Raw genomic sequence first — 23,807 nt, 5'->3', positions numbered from 1 at the left:
CGTTGGTCGCAAGGATGATGACTGGCGATTTTAACAACCCCATGCGGTAGGATACCCGTGGACGTTTAATTATTGAAGATTAAATACATGACTGAATCTTTTGCTCAACTCTTTGAAGAGTTTCTAAACGAAACCCAATTTCAACAAGGTACTATCGTTAAAGGTACTGTAGTTGCGATTGAAAATGGCTATGTACTTGTTGATGCTGGCCTTAAGTCTGAGTCTGCTATTCCAGCAGAACAGTTCAAAAACGCTACGGGCGAACTAGAAGTAGAAGTTGGTTCAGAAGTTGACGTAGCACTTGACGCTGTTGAAGACGGTTTCGGTGAAACTCAACTTTCTCGTGAGAAAGCTAAGCGTCACGAAGCTTGGATCGTTCTTGAGAAAGCTTACGAAGAAGCTGAAACGGTTATCGGTATCATCAATGGTAAAGTTAAAGGTGGCTTCACTGTTGAATTGAACGGTATTCGTGCATTCCTTCCAGGCTCTCTAGTTGACGTACGTCCTATCCGTGATACTGCTCACCTAGAAAACAAAGAGCTAGAGTTCAAAGTTATCAAGCTAGACCAGAAGCGTAACAACGTTGTTGTTTCTCGTCGTGCTGTTATCGAATCAGAAAGCAGTGTTGAGCGTGACGAACTTCTTGAAACTCTACAAGAAGGTACTGAAGTTAAAGGTATCGTTAAGAACCTTACTGATTACGGTGCATTCGTTGATCTTGGCGGTGTTGATGGTCTACTACATATCACAGATATGGCGTGGAAACGTGTTAAGCACCCATCAGAGATCGTTAACGTTGGTGACGAAATCCTAGTTAAAGTTCTTAAGTTTGACCGTGACCGCACTCGTGTATCACTAGGTCTAAAACAGCTAGGCGAAGATCCATGGGTAGCTATCGCTAAGCGTTACCCAGAAGGTCACCGACTAACTGGTCGTGTTACTAACCTAACAGATTACGGCTGCTTCGTAGAAATCGAAGAAGGCGTTGAAGGTCTAGTACACGTTTCAGAAATGGATTGGACTAACAAGAACATCCACCCATCTAAAGTTGTTAATGTTGGCGACGAAGTAGATGTGATGGTTCTTGATATCGATGAAGAGCGTCGTCGTATCTCTCTAGGTCTAAAACAGTGTAAAGCTAACCCTTGGCAGTCATTCGCTGAAGCGCAAGCTAAAGGCGACAAAGTAACTGGTAAGATCAAGTCTATCACTGATTTCGGTATCTTTATCGGTCTTGACGGTGGTATCGACGGTCTTGTTCACCTATCTGACATCTCTTGGAACGTTCCTGGAGAAGAAGCGGTACGTGATTACAAGAAAGGCGATGAGATCTCAGCAGTTGTTCTAGCTGTAGATGCAGAGCGTGAGCGCATCTCTCTAGGCGTTAAGCAAATGGAAAATGACCCATTCAATGCTTACGTTGCAGACAACAAGAAAGGCACTCTAGTTAACGGTACAGTAACAGCCGTTGATGCTAAAGGCGCAACGATCACTCTTGAAGATGGCGTAGAAGGTTATATCCGCGCTTCTGAAATTGCTCGTGACCGCATTGAAGATGCCTCTCTTCTTCTAAGCGTTGGTGATAAAGTTGAAGCGAAATTTACTGGTGTTGACCGTAAAAACCGCGTAATCAACCTATCTATCAAAGCGAAAGATGAAGCTGATGAGCAAGAAGCAATGGCAACTATCAACAAGCAAGACGAAGCTGCTTTTGGTAATGCAATGGCTGACGCTTTCAAAGCTGCTAAAGGCGAATAAGTTAAATTCGTAAATAGAAAGGAACCTGTATAGGTTCCTTTTTTTTGCCTTTTCTCTACAAAATTAAGCAAGTGTTTGTTGGAACTGCTATTACTGACTATAATCAAGGTAAAAACTCAATGAGGGAAACTATGACTAAGTCTGAATTGATAGAAAGGCTGTGTGCAGTACAAACGCATCTGTCAGCCAAAGAAATTGAAGATGCCGTAAAAGATGTTCTTGAACACATGTCAAAAACGTTAGAAGACGGAGAGAGAATCGAAATTCGTGGTTTCGGTAGTTTCTCTTTACACTATCGTGAGCCTCGCATTGGGCGTAATCCGAAGACTGGCGAAAAGGTAGAGTTAGAGGGAAAATATGTACCTCACTTTAAGCCGGGTAAAGAATTACGTGAGCGGGTTAATCAGAACATTTAGTAATACGACCAGTACATCAGCGGCATGCTTTTTCAGTATGCCGCTTTTTTGTGTCTCAAAAGTCGCTGGATTATTAGATTGAGCATGGTTTGTCAGACGAATTTACTGCATAATCAGCAAGCGAATTGGTGAATATGAACCTAAATAGGATAGGTATTATGAAAATAATAAAAATTATCGTGTTATTGGCCTTATTTCTTATCGCGTTAGCGTTAGGTGCTCAAAATCAAGCGATCGTGACGTTTAACTATCTGCTTGCCCAAGGTGAGTTTCACTTATCAACCTTATTGGGTGGCGTATTTGTGACAGGTTTTTTAGTGGCTTGGGTTCTATTTGGTAGTTTATACCTTAAAGCTAAGCTTGAGATACGTAAGCTTAATCGTAAAATAGCCAAGCAAGTTGTGCCACAAACACCAATCAAGCCAAAAGCTAATCTGGAATAATTAATGTTAGAACTTCTCTTCTTGCTCTTGCCCATTGCTGCCGCTTACGGATGGTATATGGGTAATCGTAGCGCTCAGCAAGACAAGCAGAAGCACTCTCACCAAATCTCCCGTCAATACGTTACGGGGTTGAACTTATTACTTTCTGATCAATCTGATAAAGCCGTTGACCATTTTATTGAATTACTTCAAGTTGATAATGAAACGATTGATACTCATCTCGCGTTAGGTAATCTGTTTCGCTCCCGTGGTGAAGTTGATCGCGCCATTCGTATCCACCAGAATCTTATTTCTCGATCAGGCTTAACGATTGATCAAAAAAATCTAGCACTACAACAACTTGCCAAAGACTATATGGTGGCAGGCTTTCTCGATCGAGCAGAAAAAATATTTGAACAATTGATTGATGAACCTGAGCACCGGGAATCTGCTTTGCAACAATTAACGGCGATTTACCAACAAACACGCGAATGGCATAAAGCGATTGAGTCTGCACAAGCGTTAGTGAAGTTGGGGCGCAAGCGGATGAAAAATAGCATCGCTCATTTTTGGTGTGAGTTGGCAATGCTAGAGCAATCAGACGGCCAAGATAATAAAGCGATGCAGTTTTTTAAACGTGCATTACATGAAGATCCTAAATGTGTCCGCGCCAGTATTGCACTGGGTAAGCTGTGTCTCGCTAATCAGCAATATCAGCAGACGATCAGTCACTTAGAGCGTGTGCTAAACCAAGATATTGACTTCATTGGTGAAGTATTACCAACCTTGGCTGAATGTTATCATCACCTTGGTCAAGAAGATGCTCTGGTTGAGTTTTTGCGCCAATGTATTGATAACAATGCTGGAGTTTCTGCAGAATTAATGCTTGCGCAGTTGGTTGCTCAACATGATGGTGTGGCCAGCGCTCAAGAGCTGTTAACTCGTCAATTAGTCAAAAATCCAACCATGAAAGGTTTTTATCGCTTAATTGGTTATCACATTGCTGAAGCGGAAGAAGGCAGAGCGAAAGCCAGTCTTTCTACCTTACAAAAATTGGTTGGAGAACAGCTAAAAGCGAAACCGCACTATCGTTGTCGCCATTGTGGATTTTCCACTCACTCGCTGTATTGGCATTGTCCATCATGTAAGGGATGGGGAACAATTAAGCCAATTCGTGGTTTGGATGGTGAGTAGTTCTCTTATTGGTGTTTAGCGATAAATGGGTGGTGTAGCGGTCTGCATCAAATGGAATAAAGGTTAAGTGTAAAAACGATAGGTCACTATTAGGAGTAAAAATGAACGACCAAAAAGTCATTGTTGCCTTGGATTATGATACCCATTCAGAGGCGCTTGCCTTTGTTGATAAAATTGACCCATCGAGTTGTCGATTGAAAGTAGGCAAGGAAATGTTTACCCTCTTTGGCCCAGAGTTCATACGTGAATTGCATCGCCGTGATTTCTCTGTCTTTCTTGATTTAAAGTTCCATGATATTCCGAATACTTGTGCGAAAGCGGTTCGCGCAGCGGCAGAGCTCGGCGTATGGATGGTAAATGTCCATGCTAGTGGCGGTGAGCGAATGATGTTGGCCGCTCGTGAAATACTCGAACCTTATGGTAACGAGCGTCCGTTACTGATAGCGGTGACGGTACTAACCAGTATGGAGCAGGTCGATCTGGCAGGGATAGGGATTAACCTTGCGCCAGAGCAGCATGTGCTACGTTTAGCGACCTTAACTAAAAATGCGGGCTTAGATGGGGTGGTCTGCTCTGCTCAAGAAGCCTCTGCATTAAAACAGCATTTAGGCTCATCGTTTAAGTTGGTTACACCGGGGATTCGTCCGGTTGGAGCTGATGTTGGTGACCAAAAACGGATTATGACGCCTGTTGAAGCGCTAGAAGCGGGCTCGGACTATTTAGTGATTGGACGACCTATCACACAAGCTAATAATCCTGATCAAGTTCTCGCTGAGATTAATGCCTCCTTAATGCCTGTTTAGTATTGAGAGTGCGCCTACTAAATAGGCGCACCGCTATGAAATTTAAAATCATTATCTGGGCTCTGTATAAGCTCAGCTTCAATCGTTGCAAAGTCGTTGATACGTTGACGGATATCATTCGCTGCAATTTGTTCCGCTAATGCTAGGTAATCTTGATAGTGTCGAGCTTCAGATCGTAATAAAGAGAGATAGAATCGCCCAATATCTTCAGGTAAATGAGGAGCTAACTTAGCAAAGCGTTCGCAAGAGCGAGCCTCGATAAACGCACCGATGATCAATTTATCAATCAAGGCATCTGGTTCGAACGTTTTAACGTGTTTAAGCATGCCTTTGGCATAACGACTTGCATTGATTGGATGATATTCTAAATCTTGTCGTTCAATAATTTCAGCTACTTGATAAAAATGATGCAACTCTTCTTTGATCAATAAAACCATTTTATCAATCATTTCTTCGCCATAGGCACAGTCGTTTCTCGCACGAATAGATTTTGATAACTGGCCGGTTCCTTTCAAGGCGAGTACATCGCCTTGGCATTGATAAGCAAAGCGTTCATAAGGTTGAATTAAGGCGGTCAGTTGTTGAGCTGCCTCGTCAGTGAGCACATAGCGTTTGAGTAAAAAGATGGCGCTTTGCGCAGCCTTTAGCTCACACAATAAATGATCTCGTAAAATAACGTTTAAATTTTCAGGTTTTTTGGCTTGATCTATCCATGAATCGGGTGTTGGGCAGAGTAGGAATTGCTCAATGGGAGCGAGTAATGGTTGAATGGCTGTCTGTATCATAGTCATTAAAAAGTATCGGCCTAAATGATCAGTCGGGTTAGTGGTGATAAGATGAACTTGACGTGGAACCCCAATCATATCATTGGTCGATATTCATGGGGAACGATGATAATGCTCTATCTGACTACCTTTTCGGGGTAAAAGGCTTTTAATGAGGCTGCTTTTTATGTGGCATTTGAGCAGCGGCGAGAATTGAAGTAGAAAAAGTATCGAGTGAAGGTAGTTACCACTTTTTCTTTTCACCAAATAATGCTTCCATATCGCTATTGCGCTCTTTTTCTTCCATTTGTTGGATATCAGCAGCGCTCTTAGTTTGGCGGCGTTGTTCAATATCATCATGCATGGTTTGTAGCTTTTCTCTTGCTTGAGTGGAATAGCTGTCGTTTTTGGTATTTAGCACATCAATTCCTTTGCGCAGGAGCTGTAGTGCGGTGCCTGGTTGCCCACGAACAATAGAATCATTGGCACGTTTAATCACGTTCTCAATGTTAATTCGAATTTGAATGGTTTCCAGCCGAGCATTTTCTGCCACAAAAGCTTGCGTATCAAAACGTCCTTTGTTGTGTTCGCTGCGTATGGTATCTCTAAGCCGTTTGACCAGTTTGAGCATAACGATGGCTTGCTTATCACTACTTGGAACCTTGAATGGGGTACTTTCTCCACCAGGATGATTTTCTTTTAGGTGTTTAATTTGTGCTTGCATATTTTCGACACGCTGTGCCAATTGTTTATTCTTGGGATCCAAATCAAGCATATTCTGTAGAGCATCAAGAATGCGGTTATTTAAACAAACCAGCAGATCTTTGCTAAATGGCATATGATGAGCGTTACCGATCAAATCTTCGGTAGCATCAATAATCGTCAGATAACGTGCAGATTCTTGTTTCTTGGCCGTTTCTATTTTCAATCGATACTGCAACATAATGTTGTAGCCTAAGATCAAAACAAGAAGCACGACTCCGAGAGCGATAAGTAAACCTATATTCATAAAATCCGTATCTTTTTAGAGCCCGATAATAAAGGATACACTATCCTACCTGTATCGACATCACCAACAAATAGACAATCTTAATTATTTATGTGTTATGCATAAAAAAGTGTAACCGAGCCGTCATTTTAGATGAGAATAGGCGATATATTGGCAGTATAGTACGCTTTTTTGGCCAACGGTCTTCTTTCTTACTAATCGACTTGACCCTAAAATAGCGCTTTATTCGGGGGCGTAATGCAGACTCTTTTTACTCAGCTAAACACTTTTCTTATTCAAACGGAGTCATTTTGGCGTTTTGAGCCTTTTCACTGCAGTGCCGATGACGTCGAGCATTGGCAGCATATCAACTCTGATCTAGATGACTGGCTAAATTCTTTATCGCCAGAGCAAATTGTGCAACTTAAACAGCAACCGGACGATTTGTTTTATCATTTGTCGCAATATATCCAAGGGTTAGCTGAGATGATAACTTCGGTTCACGATCATATTACACTGCAACCTGTGTGTTTATCATTATCTGTGAAAGAGAATACTCAGGAGAGTCATGCACTTTATAGCGGAGTGCCTGGGCGAAAAATTGAGCAAATTAAGCGGTTAGGCCAGAAGTTGATCCGCCAGCATCAAGGTGAATCATGGTTAGAGTGGTGTGCGGGTAAAGGTTATCTGGGGCGTTTTTTAGCAACGTATTCTGATAGTCCAGTGCTCAGTTTTGAATATCAAGAGGCTTTATGTCTGCAAGGACAAGCTGAAGCGGATCAACGCCAATTAGCGATGATGTTTGTGCAAGGCGATGCTTTTAAACCGAGTAGCCAAAAGTTGTTTAAACCTTGTCAACATGCAGTTGCTTTACACGCTTGTGGCGATTTACATGTACGGCTAATGCAATACGCTGCGCAAGCTTCGGTGCGTGCAATGAGTGTTGCGCCTTGCTGTTATCACCTTATCGAAGCGGAGCACTACCAGCCACTATCGAGTTTAGGGAAACAGTCTAGTTTACATCTCACCCGTCAAGAGTTACGTATCCCAGTTCAAGAGACGGTTACTGGAGGTGAACGAGTGAAACGTCATCGTCAACAGGAGATGAGCTACCGTTTAGGCTGGGATGAGTTACTTAAAGCGGAATTAGGTTTAATGGACTATCAACCGACACCGAGCATTAAAAAATCACAGCTCTCTGAAGGTTTTAAAGCGTTTTGTCTCTGGGCTGCAGAACAAAAAGGCTTTTTGTTAGCGTTAGATAAGATTAATTTTGACAACTATGAACAGCAAGGGCTAGTGCGTTATTGGTGTATGGAAAAATTGAGCCTTGTTCAACAAGGCTTTAAACGCTTATTAGAAATGTGGCTCGTTTGCGATAAGGCTTTGTTCTTAGAAGAGCAAGGCTATCAAGTGTCAGTCAGTGAATTTTGTTCGCGAGAGGTGACGCCAAGAAATTTACTCATTCATGCCAAGCAGGTATCTGTGGTTGATGAAAGTGGTAGTATCAAGTAGACACTACCGTTGTGTTAGTTAGTTTAGGAAACTTGAAGCTCAATCTGCAGGGTTTAGTGCCTCTATGGCTTGGATATAAGGTAAGTGAAAGTTGTCTGCGACTTTTTTACAAGTTACTTGTCCTTTAATGATATTCAGTCCAGCTCGTAATCCTGCGTCCTCGATCAGCGCTCGTTGATAACCAAGATTAGCGAGTTTGACAATGTAGGGAAGGGTGGCATTATTAAGTGCAAAAGTAGAGGTTCGCGCCACGGCTCCTGGCATATTCGCGACACAGTAGTGAACGACGTCATGTAGAACATAACTGGGTTGATCGTGGGTAGTTGGATGAGAAGTAGCAAAGCATCCCCCTTGATCGATGGCGACATCAACGACCACCGCTCCGGGTTTCATGCGTTTGATGTGCTGTTCATTGACCAGTTTTGGTGCGCTGGCTCCAGGGATCAAAACAGCACCAATCACTAGGTCGGCATGAATAATTTGCTGTTCAATAACTTCTGCAGTGGAGTAGAGTAAAGTTGCTCGCCCTTGGAACTCTTCATCTAATTTGCGCAAAGTGTCTAGGTTACGGTCAAGGAGGGTGACATTAGCCCGTAAACCTATGGCGATTCTTGCTGCGCTAGCGCCAACAACCCCACCACCCAATATCAATACATTGGCTGGCGCGACACCGGGCACACCACCTAGGAGCATTCCCATTCCTGCGTGGGACTTTTCTAACATACGAGCCCCGGCTTGGATTGACATTCTGCCAGCGACCTCTGACATTGGTGCTAATAGTGGTAATCGACCCATACTATCTGTTACAGTTTCATAGGCAATACAGATAGCATTACTCTTGATAAGTGCTTCAGTTTGTGGAAAATCTGGGGCAAGGTGTAAATAGGCAAATAAAATTTGCCCTTCTTTAAGCATAGCGCGTTCTGTGGCTTGAGGTTCTTTGACCTTAACGATCATTTCGGCTTGCGAGTATACGTTTGCTGCATTAGGAACAATGGATGCCCCTGCAGCGATATAATCATCGTCTGAAAAGCCGATACCGGATCCTGCTTCGGTTTCGACAATCACTTGGTGGCCATGTGAGGTGAGCTCTCTTACACTGGCAGGAGTCATGCCCACGCGATATTCGTGGTTTTTGATCTCTTTAGGTACACCAATAATCATTCTAACTCCTTACATGACTCATTCATGTTGGTTTTTTGTTGGAATTTTGTGTCGAGTTTATGACTAGTATAGTTGTGTGTATATAAAGTTTGATGCTGAATATGAAGAAGTTGTAATATATTTTTTTGCAAGGAAGTAATAAGGTGGAATAAAAAATGGCAGAGAACTATAAAAGGCCCTCCAAGGATCTTGACCGTATTGATCGCAATATCTTAAATGAGTTGCAAAAAGATGGTCGTATTTCGAATGTAGAATTATCCAAACGGGTTGGTCTTTCACCGACCCCCTGTTTGGAGCGGGTGAGACGGCTTGAACGTCAAGGGTACATTACAGGGTATACAGCCCTGTTAAACCCCCAGTATCTTGATGCTTCATTGCTCGTGTTTGTTGAGATAACTCTTAATCGTGGCGCGCCAGATGTATTTGAGCAATTTAATGTCGCAGTGCAAAAACTCGATGATATACAAGAGTGCCATCTCGTTTCAGGGGACTTCGATTATTTGTTGAAAACACGAGTATCCGATATGGGAGCTTATCGTAAGCTTCTGGGTGATACTCTGTTACGATTGCCTGGCGTTAACGATACGCGCACCTACGTGGTCATGGAAGAAGTGAAACAAACTAACCAACTGGTAATAAAAACGCGCTAAACCTATAAGGGTGTGAAGAAGAGACTTCTTACCACATTCTGACGTTGATGCATTGGGTTTTTTACCTTGATATGGTTAAATCTACTAACAGTCTGAGCGGCGATGGCCGCTCAGACTGTTTTCTCCTCTCCAATATGAGTTATAGTATTGTTCATATTGGCCATTATCATCATAGTCAAGTTGGTATATGTTCAAACACAGTAACAATAAAGTCGAAACGATCATCAAAACCACCGAGCAGTTACCGCCTTCTCGTTTAAATGGTAAGCAGCGTTTAAAGGAGTGTGGGCTTATTTTAGCGGTTCTCTGTTCCGTGTTACTTGCGGTGGCTTTACTGACCTTTCATCCAGCGGATCCTTCTTGGTCACAAACCGCTTGGGGCTCTGATATTCAAAATGCAGGAGGAATGGTTGGCGCTTGGGTCGCGGATACACTCTTTTTTGTCTTTGGATCGCTAGCTTATCTATTACCGATTATTTTTACCGCCATGGCATGGGTAACATTACGTCGCCGTGGTGAGCAAGAAAGTATCGATTTGATGCTGTGGGGGACCCGTTTACTCGGTTTGGTTATTTTGATCCTGACCAGTTGTGGCTTAGCTGATATCAATTTTGATGATATTTGGTATTTTTCTTCCGGTGGTGTCATTGGTGACGTCCTAACCAGTTTGGCCCTCCCTACCTTAAACTTACTCGGTACCACCTTAGTGCTACTCTTCTTATGGGGAGCAGGACTAACGTTATTAACAGGGATCTCTTGGTTAACGATCGTCGAGTGGCTTGGTAGTAATTGCATTCGTGGTTGTCAATGGCTGATGAACCGTATCCGTGGCGACAAAGATGAGTTAATTCAGCCCCAGCGTCTTGAGCCGATATCACCTGATATGACGCTGGAAAGTACGTCATCGGGCAATCCGCTTTCCGAGAGTGTGGTTGATACGACTAATAAGACGGTTGAACACCAGTCGATAGCAGAAGAGAAAACCCCACGACGTTTCAATATCCACATTCCGGATAACCAAAACACAGAGAAACCTGAGCGAAAAGTCTCGCTGGATGCCACGATAGAAGAATTAGAGCAGCAGGCTCGTCAATACGATGACTTTGCCGAAGCATCGGATTTCCATCTCCCCCATCAACAACATCATCATGATCAGCCAGCCGAACAGATAGAACCTGTGCAGAGTGAAGCGTTGACCGATGATGAGCCTATCTTTAATCCTCAAACGTTAGAGGAAACAGAATGGGATGAGCCTGCTATTCAACCTGCAATCTCTCGTTTAGATATTGTTGAAGAAGAGATGCAGTCTCCCTCATTAAGTCATACCCCATCGTCGGGGCCGAGCGATACATTGGATCAGGCGATAGAAATAAGTGCTGAGGATGATGAGCCATCACCCTTTGATGATGATGTACAGGCATTTCAAGCGATGGTGTCTGATGCTCAAGCTAATATGGCGGCGACTCAAAATCCATTTTTGATGCAGCAAAGCGTCAATTTGCCAAAGCCCACGGAACCCATGCCAACCTTGGAGTTACTGTACCACCCTGAAAAGCGTGAAAACTTTATAGATCGAGAAGCACTAGAAGAGATCGCTCGCCTAGTCGAATCAAAATTGGCTGATTATAAAATCCAAGCTCAAGTTGTGGGGATTTTTCCTGGACCAGTTATCACGCGCTTTGAATTAGATTTAGCCCCCGGAGTTAAAGTAAGCCGAATATCGAGTTTATCGATGGATTTAGCTCGTTCCTTATCTGCAATGGCTGTACGAGTGGTAGAGGTGATCCCTGGTAAACCTTATGTTGGTCTAGAGCTGCCGAATATGAGTCGGCAAACGGTGTTTTTGTCCGATGTTGTCAGTAGTACACAATTTAAAGAGGCGAAATCGCCGACCACCATGGTTCTTGGACAAGATATTGCTGGTGAAGCTGTTGTCGTGGATCTTGCCAAAATGCCACACGTGTTGGTGGCAGGAACCACGGGTTCCGGTAAATCAGTTGGGGTGAACGTGATGATCCTCAGTATGCTTTACAAATCGACCCCAGAAGATGTCCGATTCATCATGATTGACCCTAAAATGCTTGAGTTATCGGTATATGAAGGCATCCCGCATTTATTGTCTGAGGTCGTGACCGATATGAAAGATGCCTCTAATGCATTGCGTTGGTGTGTTGGTGAGATGGAGCGTCGTTATAAATTAATGTCGGTACTTGGTGTGCGTAACATTAAGGGATTTAACGATAAACTGAAAATGGCGGCGGAAGCTGGGCATCCGATCCACGATCCACTTTGGAGAGAAGGGGATAGTATAGATACCGCTCCCCCACGTTTAGAAAAACTGCCTTATATTGTTGTTGTCGTGGATGAGTTTGCAGACTTAATGATGGTGGTTGGTAAAAAAGTAGAAGAGCTGATCGCTCGCTTAGCACAAAAAGCGCGAGCGGCAGGTATACACCTTATTCTTGCTACTCAACGCCCCTCAGTGGACGTGATCACCGGATTAATTAAAGCGAATATTCCAACCCGAGTAGCGTTTACCGTATCAACTAAAACGGATTCTCGAACTATTCTTGATCAAAGTGGTGCAGAATCGTTACTTGGAATGGGAGATATGCTCTATCTTCCCCCTGGTTCAAGTCATACGATTCGTGTCCATGGTGCTTTTGCGTCAGATGATGATGTGCATGCGGTGGTCAACAACTGGAAAGCTCGCGGTAAGCCTAACTATATCAGTGATATTATCGCGGGAGATCAAGGTCCAGAGTCGCTGCTACCGGGGGAGAAAATGGACGATGATGAGGACATGGATCCGCTATTCGATCAAGTTGTCGAACACGTAGTAGAAACTCGTCGTGGTTCGGTCTCAGGAGTCCAGCGTCGATTTAAAATTGGCTATAATCGGGCGGCAAGGATTGTTGAACAGCTTGAGGCTCAAGGTATTGTCAGTGCGCCAGGTCATAATGGTAACCGTGAGGTGTTGGCTCCTTCACCCAGTCGCGATTAGCCTACCCATCACATGCATGAACAGAAAAAGGCCCTGTAATCATACAGGGCCTTTTTATAAGCAGAAACAGAAGGTTAGTGACTGGCTGGTTTTATCACTTGATAGCGGGTCGTCACCAAGCAAACGGCGGGGCTCTGATCAGTCAGAAAAGCTTGTTTACCTACAATACGATCGCTAGTGAGGACCATTGTTTCTTGATTCAATTTACCTTGAAATGTCCATTTACTGAACGCTTCGTGTCTTGCATCTGCACAATTGGTTTGTAACAAGTAACTTTCGATCGCGGTTGCTTGACATTGTCCTGCTGCATTTTCTACCGCATGAAAAGTGATATGACTTGCTCTATCTCGGTAATCAGTGACGGTAAAAGCATGAAATAACTGATCACCGCTGATAGGGGTTATCTGCTCTAACATCCGGTGGGGATTGAGTTTTAGTACTTCTGCCGCAAACTCAGTGAGCATGCTCTCGCAAGGCAGTGTTTGCTGCCCAGCAATAATATCCATTGAGGTGCTCGGTCTTGTGGGTGACTCAGCCATTACGCTGTAAGAGATGGCACTGGCTAGAGCAATAACAGATAGTTTTTTTGCAGTGGTAAGCACTGTTTTCTCCCGAGATGGTTAGTGGGCGTGAGAGTGATTACTGCTCATATCCACCACTAGTAGCTCTATAGGATAAGCACGTTGTGCCTCATCAATCAATTCGACAGTAATGGTTTGTCCAGCAACGAAGGGGGCGACAATATCCATAAACATAATATGGTATCCACCTGGAGTCAGATCAAACTGGCCATGTGCTGGTACCGTAATGCTGTCAACTTGGCGCATTGACATACGACTGTTTTCCATCACCATATGATGTAACTCAGTGTGTGCAGCCGCATCACTACGTGCCGCAACGAAAACCATATCAGAATCAGAATGGTTAACCAGCGATAGATAGCCTGCACTGACTTTGGTTCCAGGAATTGTGGCTTTGGCTTTAGGCTCTGCGATCAATAAGCCTTCACCGATAGTGATCAGTTGCTCATCTTTTAGAGGATGATGAGCATGGTGATGCTCAGAAGAATCACTGTCAGCAGTAAAATGTCGAACAATGGTTGCTAATACGAGTAGCAATAGAACTCCAATAAGAAGTTGGACAATACGATTCATAATTAACCTTGTTTAGTTTCTTGGTAGCGTTGTAGTGTGCGTTCGATACGAGCAGCCAGTTCTGTCGGTGTTGTGCTGTAGCTCATCGACGTAACAAACTGTCCTGTAGGCGCAATCACAAAAAATCGAGAGACATGATCAACGGTGTAACTTAATGCTGAATTTTGCATATTAACCATGTCATAGTAGACACCGTATTGGTTAGTAATTTTATTAATGTCTTCTGCACTGCCTGTTGCCCCTTTGATTCTAGGATCAAAATGCTGTGCGAATTGGTGCAACGATGTTAGATCATCACGCGAGGGATCGACGCTGATGAATAGCCCTTGTACATTATCACCGACCTCATCAGGCAGCATGCGAAAAGCCGCTGACATGACGCCCATTGATGCAGGGCATACCTCGGCACAGCTCAGATAACCGAAGTAAAGTACCACGACTTTTCCTTGATAATCCTCTAAATTAATATCACCTAATGCGGTATGAAGACTAAAGTTGCCGCCAATTTGATTAGGTTGTACCGGGCGCTCTCCAATCGGAACCGTTGAATAGTTAATATACAAACCAATAACAATGGCGATAAAAATCGCCCCAGTCATCAAGGTATATTTAATCGCTTTTGAACTCATGAAAATAGGCCTTCTAAACTGAATGTTGGCAGGGCGGCTTGGATATCGTTATGCGCTGTTACATGGGTAAAATCTACTGAAATTAATAAGCAGAACAGCATGATGCAAGCAATAGACAACAACATTAATTGTTTACCCCATTGCTCAGTTGGCATTTTTTGAAAGCCAACCTTAGCGATATATAACCAATAAAGGCTAATTAATCCCATACCTAAAGCGAACCAGCTTCCAGCATAACCGTGGTACGTTAATGCCCAGCATGCCACAGCAAAGGCAATAATATAGCCAATGATATGATAACGTGCTTTAGCAATACCTTCTTGAATAGGAAGGACGGGAATGTTGGCTGCCTTGTAATCATTAAATCGATAGATGGCAATCGCATAAGAATGGGGGATTTGCCAAATACAGAAGGTTAAAAATAAAATAGCGCCACCAATATCGAGCTGATGAGTGACGGCAAAGTAACCAATAACAGGAGGGCAAGCACCAGATAAACCACCAATCAAAGTACCATGCACAGAGTGGCGTTTATAATAAAGGCTGTAAAAACCGACATAAACGACAAAGCCAAGGAGACCAAAGGCAAAGGCAAGTATTGAAGTGAAAAAATACAAAATTGCAAAACCAGCCAGCCCCAGTAAGCAAGCTTGCATCAGCGCGTGTGAAACAGGCACGATTTTTTGTACAAGTTCACGGTTACGTGTGCGCTGCATTTTTGCATCAATATCTATGTCAATATAGTTATTAAAGACACAGCCAGAAGCCACGACCAGACTGGTGCCAAGGCAAACAGCAATAAAAAGTTGCCAGTCTATCTGGCCTTGTGAGGCCAGAAAGAAACCACCCGCCGCGGCAACAAGGTTGCCGCGGATGATGCCTGGTTTAGTAAGTTGTAAATAGTGCTTGAACATCATTACTTCCAGTTAGTGTCCCATCAGCATATTGTGGTTAAGATGCTGCATGATCCACATCGAGCCAACTAAGACGATAGCGACAATTACCACAGAAAAGACGGCGGTAATCACATTCCAAGCTTGCTCTGATGAGGTGTTCATATGTAGAAAGAACACAAGTTGTACTAGGATCTGTGCCACAGCACAGATCATAATGACCACAACTTTGGTGGTTGGCGATCCAATATCTGCCATCACCATCGCAAATGGGATTAAGGTCAGGAGTACCGAATACAAGAAACCCAGTAAGTACTCTTTCACGCTACCGTGCGCTTGACCACCATGGTTCTGTTCGTAAGAGTGTTCCATTACATTACCCCCATTAAGTACACCACGCTGAATACGCAGATCCAGATAATATCTAAGAAGTGCCAGAACAAGCTGAGTAGTGCTAAGCGAGTCTTGTTCGCCGTGGTAAAACCATCACGTTTAAAATGGAAAAATAACACGATCATCCAAATTAAACCGGCAAACACGTGTAGACCGTGAGTGGCTACGAGTGCGTAGAAGGATGACCAATACGCACTCGTGCTAAAGGTCGCTCCAGCAAGGCTAAGATGATGGAACTCATAGAGCTCCATGATCAAGAAGCCAAAGCCTAGCGCGAAAGTAATGCCTAACCAAGTCGCCATGCCTTTCATATCATGGGCATTTTGTTTCAGCATTGCCATCCCGAAGGTCAAGCTACTTAGCAATAGTAAAGCTGTTGTACCAGCAACAAACCAAAGGTCAAACAGAGCGCTCGGTTCAACCATTCCAGCAAAGCTGTTCGAAAAAACAGCAAAAACAGCGAATAGAGTACCGAATAACAAACAGTCACTTAGGATGTAAACCCAAAAACCAAAGAGATCGTCACCGGCGGTATCATGATGATCATGATCATCATGCAAGTCATTAATTTGAGTATTTGTGCTCATTATTACTCCTCAATCCTCATACCATTTGTTTAGAGCCAGAAAGCTCTGGTTGAGAGTTGAAATGCGGATGGTCTTGATAAACGCGTTCTAGATGCGGAGTTTCAATCGCTTCAACTTCCGATACTGGCACATAGTAATCTTTGTTGCGGTCGAAGCTGTAAGCAATCCACGCACCAATCATACCCACGAAGCCAACAATCACCATCCACCAGATATGCCAAACAAAAGCGAATCCGAACACCAATGAGAAGGCACTGATAACAACGCCAGCCCAAGTATTTTTTGGCATGTGGATCTGTTTGTAACGCTCAGGTTTCACGTATGCCATACCATGTTCTTTACGGTAGTGATGCTCATCACGATCGTGAATTTTTGGTAATGTTGCAAAGTTATAGAACGGCGGTGGTGACGAGGTTGCCCACTCAAGAGTACGGCCATTCCAAGGATCACCTGTGGTGTCTAAATTATCTTTGCGATCACGGATACTGATGAAAATTTGCCATACTTGCGCAGCCACACCAAGAGCGACGAGACCAACACCCGCAGCAGCAATCCACAACAGTGGTGCCCATTCTGGGTTTTCTATGCTCGATAAACGACGAGTCATGCCGTTAAAGCCCAATACATAGACAGGCATAAAGGCAACGAAGAAGCCGACACTCCATAGGACACAAGAGATTTTGCCCCATTTTTCGTTGAGCTTAAAGCCGGTTGCTTTCGGGAACCAGTAGGTTAAACCTGCAAAGTAGCCGAACAGCGCACCACCAATAATCACGTTATGGAAGTGAGCGATAACAAATAAGCTATTGTGTAGGACAAAGTTAGCCGCAGGAACGGCCAGCATAACTCCCGTCATACCACCGATAGTGAAGGTGATAAGGAATGAGAAAGTCCACCACATACTGGCTGAAAACTCGACCCGCCCTTTGTACATGGTAAATAGCCAGTTGAATATTTTCACCCCGGTTGGAATGGAAATAATCATGGTCGCTATACCAAAGAAGGCATTGACGCTCGCACCAGCACCCATAGTGAAGAAATGGTGTAACCAAACGACAAAAGAGAGCAGCATGATTACGGCGGTAGCAAGGACTAACGAGGTGTAACCGAAAAGACGTTTGCGTGAAAACGTCGCTACTACTTCTGAGAAAATACCAAATGCAGGTAAGATCAAGATATAAACTTCAGGGTGACCCCAGGCCCAAATCAAGTTTACGTACATCATTGGGTTACCACCCATATCACTCGTAAAGAAGTGAGTACCGATATAACGGTCAAGGGTAAGTAGGGTAATGGTGACGGTTAGAATCGGGAATGCCACGACAATCAAAGCGTTCGCACACAGCGATGTCCAAGTAAATACCGGCATCTGCATCAGCTTCATTCCAGGCGCTCGCATACGTAATATCGTCGCGATGAAGTTTACCCCAGTTAACAAGGTACCTATCCCGGAGATCTGCAGAGCCCATAGCCAGTAGTCGACCCCGACCCAAGGGTTATATTCACTGCCAGAAAGGGGGGGATAAGCCAACCAACCTGTTGCCGCAAATTCACCGACAAACAATGAGATATTGACAAGAATTGCCCCAGAGACAAACAACCAAAAACTCAAGGAGTTAAGGAAAGGAAAGGCAACATCTCGAGCACCGATCTGCAGTGGAACAATGATATTCATTAAGCCGACGATAAAGGGCATCGCAACAAAGAAAATCATGATCACGCCGTGAGCGGTAAAGACTTGGTCATAATGTTCTGGTGGAAGGTATCCAAGACCGACGCTTTCTGCTGCTTGATGCGAACGCATCATGACGGCATCCGCAAATCCACGAAACATCATCACACCAGCAACGATGATGTACATCAGACCAATCTTCTTATGGTCGACAGAAGTAAACCATTCGTGCCATAAGTAAGCCCATTTTTTTGCGTAAGTAATATAACCGAGCAGTGCTAAACCGCCGAGAACAACCGCAAGCATGACGGGTAGAATAACCGGATCATGATACGGGATTACATCCCAGTTCAGTTTACCGAAGACTGCATTCGGCTCGGCATAAACATCGCCTTTATAAGCCATTTTGGACTCCTGAATATTTCTCAATGATGTCTTTAAATTGCAGAGGATTAACCGTAGAGAAGTAGGTAATCGGGTGCTGAGTTCGAATCTGCTCGTGGGAATTATCCACTAGCGCTTGGTAGCTAGCATCATCAAGCACGTTGCCTGAGCTTTTCACTTGGTTAACCCATTGCTCAAACTGCTCATCAGTGACGGCATGAGCTTTAAAATGCATATTGGAAAAACCTAAGCCACTGTAGTTTGCTGACACACCACGATAAACGCCCTCTTCAGAGGCCATTAAACTCAAACGGTTTTCCATCCCTGCCATCGCATAGATTTGACTACCTAATTGCGGGATAAAGAAAGAGTTCATCGTCGTATCTGAAGTCACGAGAAACTGCACTGGGCGATCAACGGGAAATGAAATTTCGTTGATGGTGGCGATTCCTTTCTCTGGGTAGATGAATAGCCATTTCCAGTTCATCGCGACGACCTGAATGGTCAATGGCGGCTTATCTGACTCTATTGCTTGCCTCGGATCGAGTGAAAAAGCAGTAAGATAAGTGATGCGGCCCAACGCGAGAATGATCAAGCATGGAATCGTCCAAACGATGATTTCAATCTTCGTTGAATGTTCCCACTTGGGTTTGTACTCAGCCTTGGTGTTGTTATGACGATACTTATAAGGAAAGTAAATTGCCATAAACAAGACCGGGATAATGATAATTGCCATGAGTAATACGGCGGTAATGATCAGTGATTTTTGTGCTTCACCAATCGGGCCTTTAGGATCAAACAACACCATATTAGTGCTGAAGATGGCGCCAATAAGACCTAAAACCGCAACCCCTAACAATATCAAAGTAACTTTAATGTTACTTTTGGTTTTCATTTTTCCTCCCAGGAAACCATAGAGTCTTATGTAATGGATAAATAAACTTCAAAACTAAGTCAGTGATGAGGGATTATTTATCAACTAGTTTGCTTCGGCACATTATTCTAAAGAAAACAAAGCAGTCTGCAACACATTATACACTTATGTTACAACTAAGTAGCCATTTGGCATTCTACGTCACAACAAAGCTACCGGATTCACTGCGGTTTTTCATTTTGTCAACAAATAAAAGTGCCAAAACGATTAATTCGTTGTCAGTTAAGCTGGTTTACGAATACTGGGTGTGGTTCGATCATGGGGATTTTTATATTTATTTTTCACATTACTATGGCGCGCAATTTTTATTGCTGGCTGAGGGCGGTTTACCATGGTCACTTTGGTCAGTTAGCGGTAACCGGCCCAATAATGGTGTGGTTTAATTGACGACAAGCTTAATCATTTCGAGGTAGAAGTAAGATTATTTTCAGACAGAGAGAAGGGGACTATTATTTAGCATCCAACACTATCATGCACACATAAGCGATATCATTCTCGTCTACATCATTCATTATTTTCTCTTCGCCTATTTCTGCCTATCTTATCAAATCAATAACATTCTTAAGCTTAATTGATTTTTTCAGTAAAAAAATTAACATTAAAAATCATGCCAGTAATTAATTTCGTATCCAAATTAATTTGATAAGCGTGACGAAACGGAAATTATTCATAATTTATTAATTGGGAACGGTTTTCATTGTGATCAGATTCATGGTTTCTATGTATTTGGTAAATGTACACTCAGCTCGTCAGCGGCACGAAGGGATTCTTATGCACAGTGGTCACTGACCTCGGACTTCAAAACGATAACCACATGAAAACGATGTACCCCCTAATCGCACACTTGGGGTCTGGGTAAAGCAAAGGACAGCACTAAACTAATAAAATCAACACAATGGCCTTAAGGCCAATGGAGATAATAATGAAATTTAATACCTTTGGTAAACTTTCGCTTGCTTCTGTTTTGGTCTCTGCTGCACTGGCTGCGAATGCAGGGATCAGCGTTGAAAATGAACAGGGTTTATTTACGATTGGCGGTGATGTTGAGTATGATCTTAACTTCGTCGATAAAGATAGAAACAATCAAGGCACTCAAGACTTTAGTCAAAGTGGCCGTATTTTGGTGCAGATTGCTGCAGAACGTGAAGTCGCCAATGATCACTATCTAAGAGTGCAAGTTCAGCCGCTACTAAAATCCAGTGGTGATGTGGATCTGGATGATGCTTTCTTCGCTATTGGTCGCCAAGCCGACTGGGAATTAAAAATTGGTCGCTTTGAAGGCTTTGATATGTTCCCTGTTGGTCAAGATACCATGCTGGATTTTGCTGCGGATGCTGAACCCTACCGTATGAAAGACGCTCGTGGCCGTGGTGACTATGGTCAAGTGAGCTATGCAAAATCGATCGATAGTCTTTATTTTGAATTAGGCTCGCTGTTTAAACAAAATGATGGCGCTGACAAAAACGCAGTCTTTGTTCGCCCAGTGGTCGCTTTCCAAGCTACAGATAACTTACGTTTTGCTGCAGCATTGGAAGCAAACTTAACGGCAGATAAAGCCGATGCAGCTAATGATTATCTTGGTTACGGCGCAACGGTTAACTACTCAGTACAAGACTTTAGCCTTGATTTGAGTTACGCCTACCGTGATTTTGATGTCACTGGTACCAAAGAAGATACTTCCATTGGTGCAGTGATTCAGTATAAGCGCTTTGGTTTAGGTCATATCTATTCACAAGCAGACACTGGCAGCAAAGAGAAAATGAATACAACTTGGGCATCTTATGAAATTGCTAACGTAATGGATGTACAAGATTTCTCTATCTATTTGGGCTCTTACTTCTCGAAAGTTGACAATGCTGCCGATGATCAAGATGTAGGTGTTCGCGTTCGTTTCAAATATTTCTTCTAAGTAATTAATCGCACTGCTGATTTTGCCCACCTGATGGTGGGCATTTTTATTATTTCTGTTTTACAAACTGCACAGCCACCATCAGGCTTAACGCGAGTAAATTACCAGCAAAAATCACTATTAACCATTGCGGCATCGATAGGCTGAATAATTGCCAAGAGATTTGGCTACAATCACCATAGGCTTCAAACATCCATGGCATCCATTGATTGAGTGGTGCCCAGCTTGGAAAAGTAACAAACAGATCGCAGGTGTTGAACGGGGAAGGATTCAACTGATAATCCACATGTTGGATCGACAGTCTTAAGCCTTGATAAGCGCTGTAACCCCAACCGGCAAAACCAAGCCATCTTAACAGAGCGCGTTGTGGGTTAATTAAGCCGATACCTGCGGCACCGACAATGCCGAGCATAGCGATACGTTCATAGATACACATTACGCAGGGAGCAAGCAGCATAACATGCTGGAAGTAAAGTGCGCAAAGTTCAAAAAAAATCACTAAGCCAAGCAGTAAAGCCCATGATAGACGAGAGCGGGAAAAGCGTTGAAGTTGAAAGATAAAGTTCACATGACTGTCCTTGCTAAATTAACATGACGACGAAATAGTCATTTCGTCGTCGATTAGAGCTTTTTAGCTTGGATTGGTTTCTTATTCAATACAATTTTTAATGGCCGCTGAGTATGGCTCCGGCTTTGAGACTATGGTGAGTGATCCAACCAATATCATAAAAGTAGCCAGTCATTGGTTCTAGGAAGACAATCACACCGACTAACCCGACTAAGGTCATGACAATAGTATAGGGTAGCGCCATCAACACCATGCGCCCATACGATAAACGAATTAATGGTGCTAGCGCTGAAGTGAGTAAAAATAAGAAAGCGGCTTGGCCATTGGGTGTCGCTACGGAAGGTAGGTTAGTCCCAGTATTAATAGCGACGGCCAGTAGATCGAATTGATCTCTTGAGATAATACCGTGAGTCAACGCTGCTTGAACCTCGCTAATGTAAACCGTACCGACAAATACGTTATCAGAAACCATTGATAGCAAGCCATTGGCAACATAAAACAGAGCCAGTTGACTTCCTTTGTCATCAATATGCAGCACCGCATCGATAATAGGTGTAAACAATTGCTGATCAATGATCACGGCGACAATCGAGAAAAAAACCGCCAATAACGCGGTAAAGGGTAGCGCTTCTTCAAAGGCTTTACCCATTGCATGCTCTTCAACGATACCTGAAAAGCTGGTGGCGAGAATGATCACCGATAAACCGATCAAACCAACCGCAGCAAGGTGTAAAGCTAAACCTATAATCAGCCAAACGGCGATCAAGGCTTGCACCCAAAGTTTAGCGATATCTTGCTTAGTTCTGTTTTGACGAGCTTGACTATCAAAATCCATGAGTATTTGTCGCACATTGACGGGCAGAGGAGCGCCGTAGCCGAATACCTGAAATTTTTCTATTATCACGCAGGTTAAAATACCGCAAAGCAAGACAGGAACGGTGATAGGCGCCATACGGATGAAAAACTCACCAAATAGCCAACCCGCGTGATCAGCAATAATAAGATTTTGCGGCTCACCAACCATGGTCATCACGCCCCCTAAGGCAGTACCAACACCGGCGTGCATTAATAATGAACGGAGAAAGGCGCGATAATCTTCTAAGTCATCGCGAGTCAATTCTGAGATTTGTCCATCGTGAGTATGATCGTGTGTAGCGAGAATGGGCTGCCCAGAAGCCACTTTATGATAAATGGCATAGAACCCGACCGCGACACTGATGATCACGGCAATGACGGTTAACGCATCAAGGAAAGCGGAAAGAAAGGCGGCAGTCAGGCAAAAGGCGACAGATAATAGTATTTTGGAGCGGATGCCGAGTAAGATTTTGGTAAAAATGAATAGGAGCAAGTTCTTCATAAAATAGATCCCTGCGACCATAAACATTAATAAAAGTAGCACCTCAATATTAGCGACCAACTCGTGTTTGACCTGTTCTGGGCTGGTCATGCCTATCGCAATCGCTTCAATCGCTAGTAATCCACCGGGCTGGAGAGGATAACACTTCAGCGCCATAGCTAAAGTGAAAATGAATTCCGCGACTAACAACCATCCGGCAACAAAAGGATCGATGAAAAAGAAAACGATAGGATTGATAATAAGGAAGGTAATAATGGCAACTTTGTACCAATCAGGCGCTTTGCCTAAGAAGTTTTTGATAAAGGCACTTCCGAGTGACATCGGCATGGTTATTTCTCTCAGTTAGTTAGCGACCTTGATGACATGAGATGAGCCGCAGCTCTGCTACTGGCTTCCTCAGTCGTTGAGGATAGAGACGGATAAGAGTAGAGGATGGGGATGGGAGAGTAAATATAGTAGCACGGCTTTTAACGCTTTGTTTTTGGTAAGTTACATTGAAAAAATCGTAGTTATATGATGAGACGAGTAAAATCTCGCCAAAAATAGAGTAATCACTCCAACAAAAAGCTCACATAACTTTACTGAGGGTTTGTTTCCGCTGAATGACAACTGGTGGTATGATGAGTGCTATTCGACGTAAATCAACAGA

General features: G+C 43.5%; 22 protein-coding genes. 9 read left to right on the top strand and 13 right to left on the bottom strand.

The window, feature by feature from the left end; genetic code table 11:
* Positions 1-87: 87 nt before the first annotated feature.
* The 5 genes from rpsA (at position 88) to pyrF (ending at position 4,593) form a co-directional block, all read left to right on the top strand.
* A complete protein-coding gene (rpsA, locus tag BSR11_RS00545; protein WP_072668574.1) occupies positions 88-1,758 on the top strand; it encodes a 30S ribosomal protein S1 in 1,671 nt (556 codons plus the stop codon).
* 131 nt (positions 1,759-1,889) lie between these two features.
* Positions 1,890-2,174: an integration host factor subunit beta gene (gene ihfB / locus BSR11_RS00540; protein ID WP_004395638.1), complete on the top strand. Its 285-nt coding sequence runs from the start codon at positions 1,890-1,892 to the stop codon at positions 2,172-2,174.
* Between the two features lie 158 nt (positions 2,175-2,332).
* Positions 2,333-2,617, top strand: coding sequence for a LapA family protein (locus tag BSR11_RS00535; RefSeq protein WP_072668573.1), 285 nt, complete (start codon positions 2,333-2,335; stop codon positions 2,615-2,617).
* A gap of 3 nt (positions 2,618-2,620) precedes the next feature.
* Positions 2,621-3,790, top strand: a complete 1,170-nt coding sequence (gene lapB, locus BSR11_RS00530) for a lipopolysaccharide assembly protein LapB (RefSeq protein ID WP_072668572.1) — start codon at positions 2,621-2,623, stop codon at positions 3,788-3,790.
* A 101-nt stretch (positions 3,791-3,891) separates the two neighbouring features.
* Positions 3,892-4,593, top strand: coding sequence for an orotidine-5'-phosphate decarboxylase (pyrF, locus tag BSR11_RS00525; protein ID WP_072668571.1), 702 nt, complete (start codon positions 3,892-3,894; stop codon positions 4,591-4,593).
* A 17-nt stretch (positions 4,594-4,610) separates the two neighbouring features.
* On the opposite strand, the gene miaE is transcribed toward pyrF, so the two are convergent.
* Complete coding sequence (miaE, locus tag BSR11_RS00520; protein ID WP_167363642.1) at positions 4,611-5,384, bottom strand: tRNA isopentenyl-2-thiomethyl-A-37 hydroxylase MiaE; 774 nt, start codon at positions 5,382-5,384, stop codon at positions 4,611-4,613.
* A gap of 217 nt (positions 5,385-5,601) precedes the next feature.
* Positions 5,602-6,366: a DNA repair protein gene (locus BSR11_RS00515; RefSeq protein WP_072668570.1), complete on the bottom strand. Its 765-nt coding sequence runs from the start codon at positions 6,364-6,366 to the stop codon at positions 5,602-5,604.
* Positions 6,367-6,603: 237 nt separating this feature from the next.
* Here BSR11_RS00515 and BSR11_RS00510 point away from each other — a divergent pair, with 237 nt between their 5' ends.
* Entirely contained in the window at positions 6,604-7,860 is a 1,257-nt protein-coding gene (locus BSR11_RS00510) for a methyltransferase (protein ID WP_072668569.1), read from the top strand.
* 39 nt (positions 7,861-7,899) lie between these two features.
* Here BSR11_RS00510 and ald read toward each other — a convergent pair whose 3' ends face one another.
* A complete protein-coding gene (gene ald / locus BSR11_RS00505; RefSeq protein WP_072668568.1) occupies positions 7,900-9,024 on the bottom strand; it encodes an alanine dehydrogenase in 1,125 nt (374 codons plus the stop codon).
* Positions 9,025-9,179: 155 nt separating this feature from the next.
* On the opposite strand from ald, the gene lrp reads away from it, so the two are divergent.
* A complete protein-coding gene (gene lrp / locus BSR11_RS00500; protein ID WP_072668567.1) occupies positions 9,180-9,674 on the top strand; it encodes a leucine-responsive transcriptional regulator Lrp in 495 nt (164 codons plus the stop codon).
* Between the two features lie 187 nt (positions 9,675-9,861).
* Entirely contained in the window at positions 9,862-12,678 is a 2,817-nt protein-coding gene (locus BSR11_RS00495; RefSeq protein WP_072668566.1) for a DNA translocase FtsK, read from the top strand.
* A 74-nt stretch (positions 12,679-12,752) separates the two neighbouring features.
* Here BSR11_RS00495 and BSR11_RS00490 read toward each other — a convergent pair whose 3' ends face one another.
* Genes BSR11_RS00490 through cyoA form a run of 8 tightly spaced genes read right to left on the bottom strand, consistent with a single transcriptional unit; the run spans position 12,753 to position 19,285 of the window.
* Positions 12,753-13,280 (bottom strand): hypothetical protein, encoded by a 528-nt coding sequence (locus tag BSR11_RS00490; protein WP_240004025.1) that lies wholly within the window; start codon positions 13,278-13,280, stop codon positions 12,753-12,755.
* Between the two features lie 18 nt (positions 13,281-13,298).
* Positions 13,299-13,832: a copper chaperone PCu(A)C gene (locus BSR11_RS00485; protein WP_072668565.1), complete on the bottom strand. Its 534-nt coding sequence runs from the start codon at positions 13,830-13,832 to the stop codon at positions 13,299-13,301.
* 2 nt (positions 13,833-13,834) lie between these two features.
* Complete coding sequence (locus BSR11_RS00480) at positions 13,835-14,461, bottom strand: SCO family protein (protein ID WP_072668564.1); 627 nt, start codon at positions 14,459-14,461, stop codon at positions 13,835-13,837.
* Positions 14,458-15,375 (bottom strand): heme o synthase, encoded by a 918-nt coding sequence (gene cyoE, locus BSR11_RS00475; RefSeq protein ID WP_072668563.1) that lies wholly within the window; start codon positions 15,373-15,375, stop codon positions 14,458-14,460. The genes BSR11_RS00480 and cyoE overlap by 4 nt, the downstream gene beginning before the upstream one ends.
* A gap of 12 nt (positions 15,376-15,387) precedes the next feature.
* Positions 15,388-15,726 (bottom strand): cytochrome o ubiquinol oxidase subunit IV, encoded by a 339-nt coding sequence (gene cyoD / locus BSR11_RS00470; RefSeq protein WP_072668562.1) that lies wholly within the window; start codon positions 15,724-15,726, stop codon positions 15,388-15,390.
* Entirely contained in the window at positions 15,726-16,334 is a 609-nt protein-coding gene (cyoC, locus tag BSR11_RS00465; protein WP_072668561.1) for a cytochrome o ubiquinol oxidase subunit III, read from the bottom strand. Before cyoC ends, cyoD begins: the two co-directional genes overlap by 1 nt.
* Before the next feature lie 16 nt (positions 16,335-16,350).
* On the bottom strand, positions 16,351-18,411 hold the full coding sequence (cyoB, locus tag BSR11_RS00460) for a cytochrome o ubiquinol oxidase subunit I (RefSeq protein ID WP_072668560.1): 2,061 nt from the start codon (positions 18,409-18,411) through the stop codon (positions 16,351-16,353).
* Positions 18,401-19,285, bottom strand: coding sequence for a ubiquinol oxidase subunit II (gene cyoA / locus BSR11_RS00455; protein WP_072668559.1), 885 nt, complete (start codon positions 19,283-19,285; stop codon positions 18,401-18,403). Before cyoA ends, cyoB begins: the two co-directional genes overlap by 11 nt.
* Positions 19,286-20,246: 961 nt before the next feature.
* Between cyoA and BSR11_RS00445 the strand changes: the two genes are divergently transcribed.
* A complete protein-coding gene (locus tag BSR11_RS00445; RefSeq protein ID WP_072668557.1) occupies positions 20,247-21,233 on the top strand; it encodes a carbohydrate porin in 987 nt (328 codons plus the stop codon).
* Positions 21,234-21,282: 49 nt separating this feature from the next.
* Here BSR11_RS00445 and dsbB read toward each other — a convergent pair whose 3' ends face one another.
* Both dsbB and nhaB read right to left on the bottom strand, forming a co-directional pair.
* Complete coding sequence (gene dsbB / locus BSR11_RS00440; protein ID WP_040904492.1) at positions 21,283-21,801, bottom strand: disulfide bond formation protein DsbB; 519 nt, start codon at positions 21,799-21,801, stop codon at positions 21,283-21,285.
* A gap of 97 nt (positions 21,802-21,898) precedes the next feature.
* Positions 21,899-23,485, bottom strand: coding sequence for a Na(+)/H(+) antiporter NhaB (gene nhaB, locus BSR11_RS00435; RefSeq protein ID WP_072668556.1), 1,587 nt, complete (start codon positions 23,483-23,485; stop codon positions 21,899-21,901).
* Between the last annotated feature and the right edge of the window lie 322 nt (positions 23,486-23,807).

It is taken from the genome of Vibrio injensis (assembly GCF_001895205.1).
GTDB classification, from domain to species: Bacteria; Pseudomonadota; Gammaproteobacteria; order Enterobacterales; family Vibrionaceae; genus Vibrio; species Vibrio injensis.
Note: the sequence above shows the minus strand (reverse complement) of the source record. Positions and strands in the feature narration are given on the sequence as shown.

Excerpts from the sequence above, each read along its gene's own strand:
- ihfB (WP_004395638.1), top strand. The coding sequence starts at position 1,890 with ATGACTAAGTCTGAATTGATAGAAAGGCTGTGTGCAGTACAAACGCAT.
- BSR11_RS00535 (WP_072668573.1), top strand. The coding sequence starts at position 2,333 with ATGAAAATAATAAAAATTATCGTGTTATTGGCCTTATTTCTTATCGCG.
- nhaB (WP_072668556.1), bottom strand. The coding sequence starts at position 23,485 with ATGCCGATGTCACTCGGAAGTGCCTTTATCAAAAACTTCTTAGGCAAA.
- cyoE (WP_072668563.1), bottom strand. The coding sequence starts at position 15,375 with ATGTTCAAGCACTATTTACAACTTACTAAACCAGGCATCATCCGCGGC.
- BSR11_RS00495 (WP_072668566.1), top strand. The coding sequence starts at position 9,862 with ATGTTCAAACACAGTAACAATAAAGTCGAAACGATCATCAAAACCACC.
- lrp (WP_072668567.1), top strand. The coding sequence starts at position 9,180 with ATGGCAGAGAACTATAAAAGGCCCTCCAAGGATCTTGACCGTATTGAT.
- rpsA (WP_072668574.1), top strand. The coding sequence starts at position 88 with ATGACTGAATCTTTTGCTCAACTCTTTGAAGAGTTTCTAAACGAAACC.
- cyoA (WP_072668559.1), bottom strand. The coding sequence starts at position 19,285 with ATGAAAACCAAAAGTAACATTAAAGTTACTTTGATATTGTTAGGGGTT.
- pyrF (WP_072668571.1), top strand. The coding sequence starts at position 3,892 with ATGAACGACCAAAAAGTCATTGTTGCCTTGGATTATGATACCCATTCA.
- cyoD (WP_072668562.1), bottom strand. The coding sequence starts at position 15,726 with ATGGAACACTCTTACGAACAGAACCATGGTGGTCAAGCGCACGGTAGC.
- BSR11_RS00480 (WP_072668564.1), bottom strand. The coding sequence starts at position 14,461 with ATGAGTTCAAAAGCGATTAAATATACCTTGATGACTGGGGCGATTTTT.
- BSR11_RS00510 (WP_072668569.1), top strand. The coding sequence starts at position 6,604 with ATGCAGACTCTTTTTACTCAGCTAAACACTTTTCTTATTCAAACGGAG.
- miaE (WP_167363642.1), bottom strand. The coding sequence starts at position 5,384 with ATGACTATGATACAGACAGCCATTCAACCATTACTCGCTCCCATTGAG.
- BSR11_RS00485 (WP_072668565.1), bottom strand. The coding sequence starts at position 13,832 with ATGAATCGTATTGTCCAACTTCTTATTGGAGTTCTATTGCTACTCGTA.
- BSR11_RS00515 (WP_072668570.1), bottom strand. The coding sequence starts at position 6,366 with ATGAATATAGGTTTACTTATCGCTCTCGGAGTCGTGCTTCTTGTTTTG.
- cyoB (WP_072668560.1), bottom strand. The coding sequence starts at position 18,411 with ATGGCTTATAAAGGCGATGTTTATGCCGAGCCGAATGCAGTCTTCGGT.
- ald (WP_072668568.1), bottom strand. The coding sequence starts at position 9,024 with ATGATTATTGGTGTACCTAAAGAGATCAAAAACCACGAATATCGCGTG.
- BSR11_RS00445 (WP_072668557.1), top strand. The coding sequence starts at position 20,247 with ATGAAATTTAATACCTTTGGTAAACTTTCGCTTGCTTCTGTTTTGGTC.
- cyoC (WP_072668561.1), bottom strand. The coding sequence starts at position 16,334 with ATGAGCACAAATACTCAAATTAATGACTTGCATGATGATCATGATCAT.
- lapB (WP_072668572.1), top strand. The coding sequence starts at position 2,621 with ATGTTAGAACTTCTCTTCTTGCTCTTGCCCATTGCTGCCGCTTACGGA.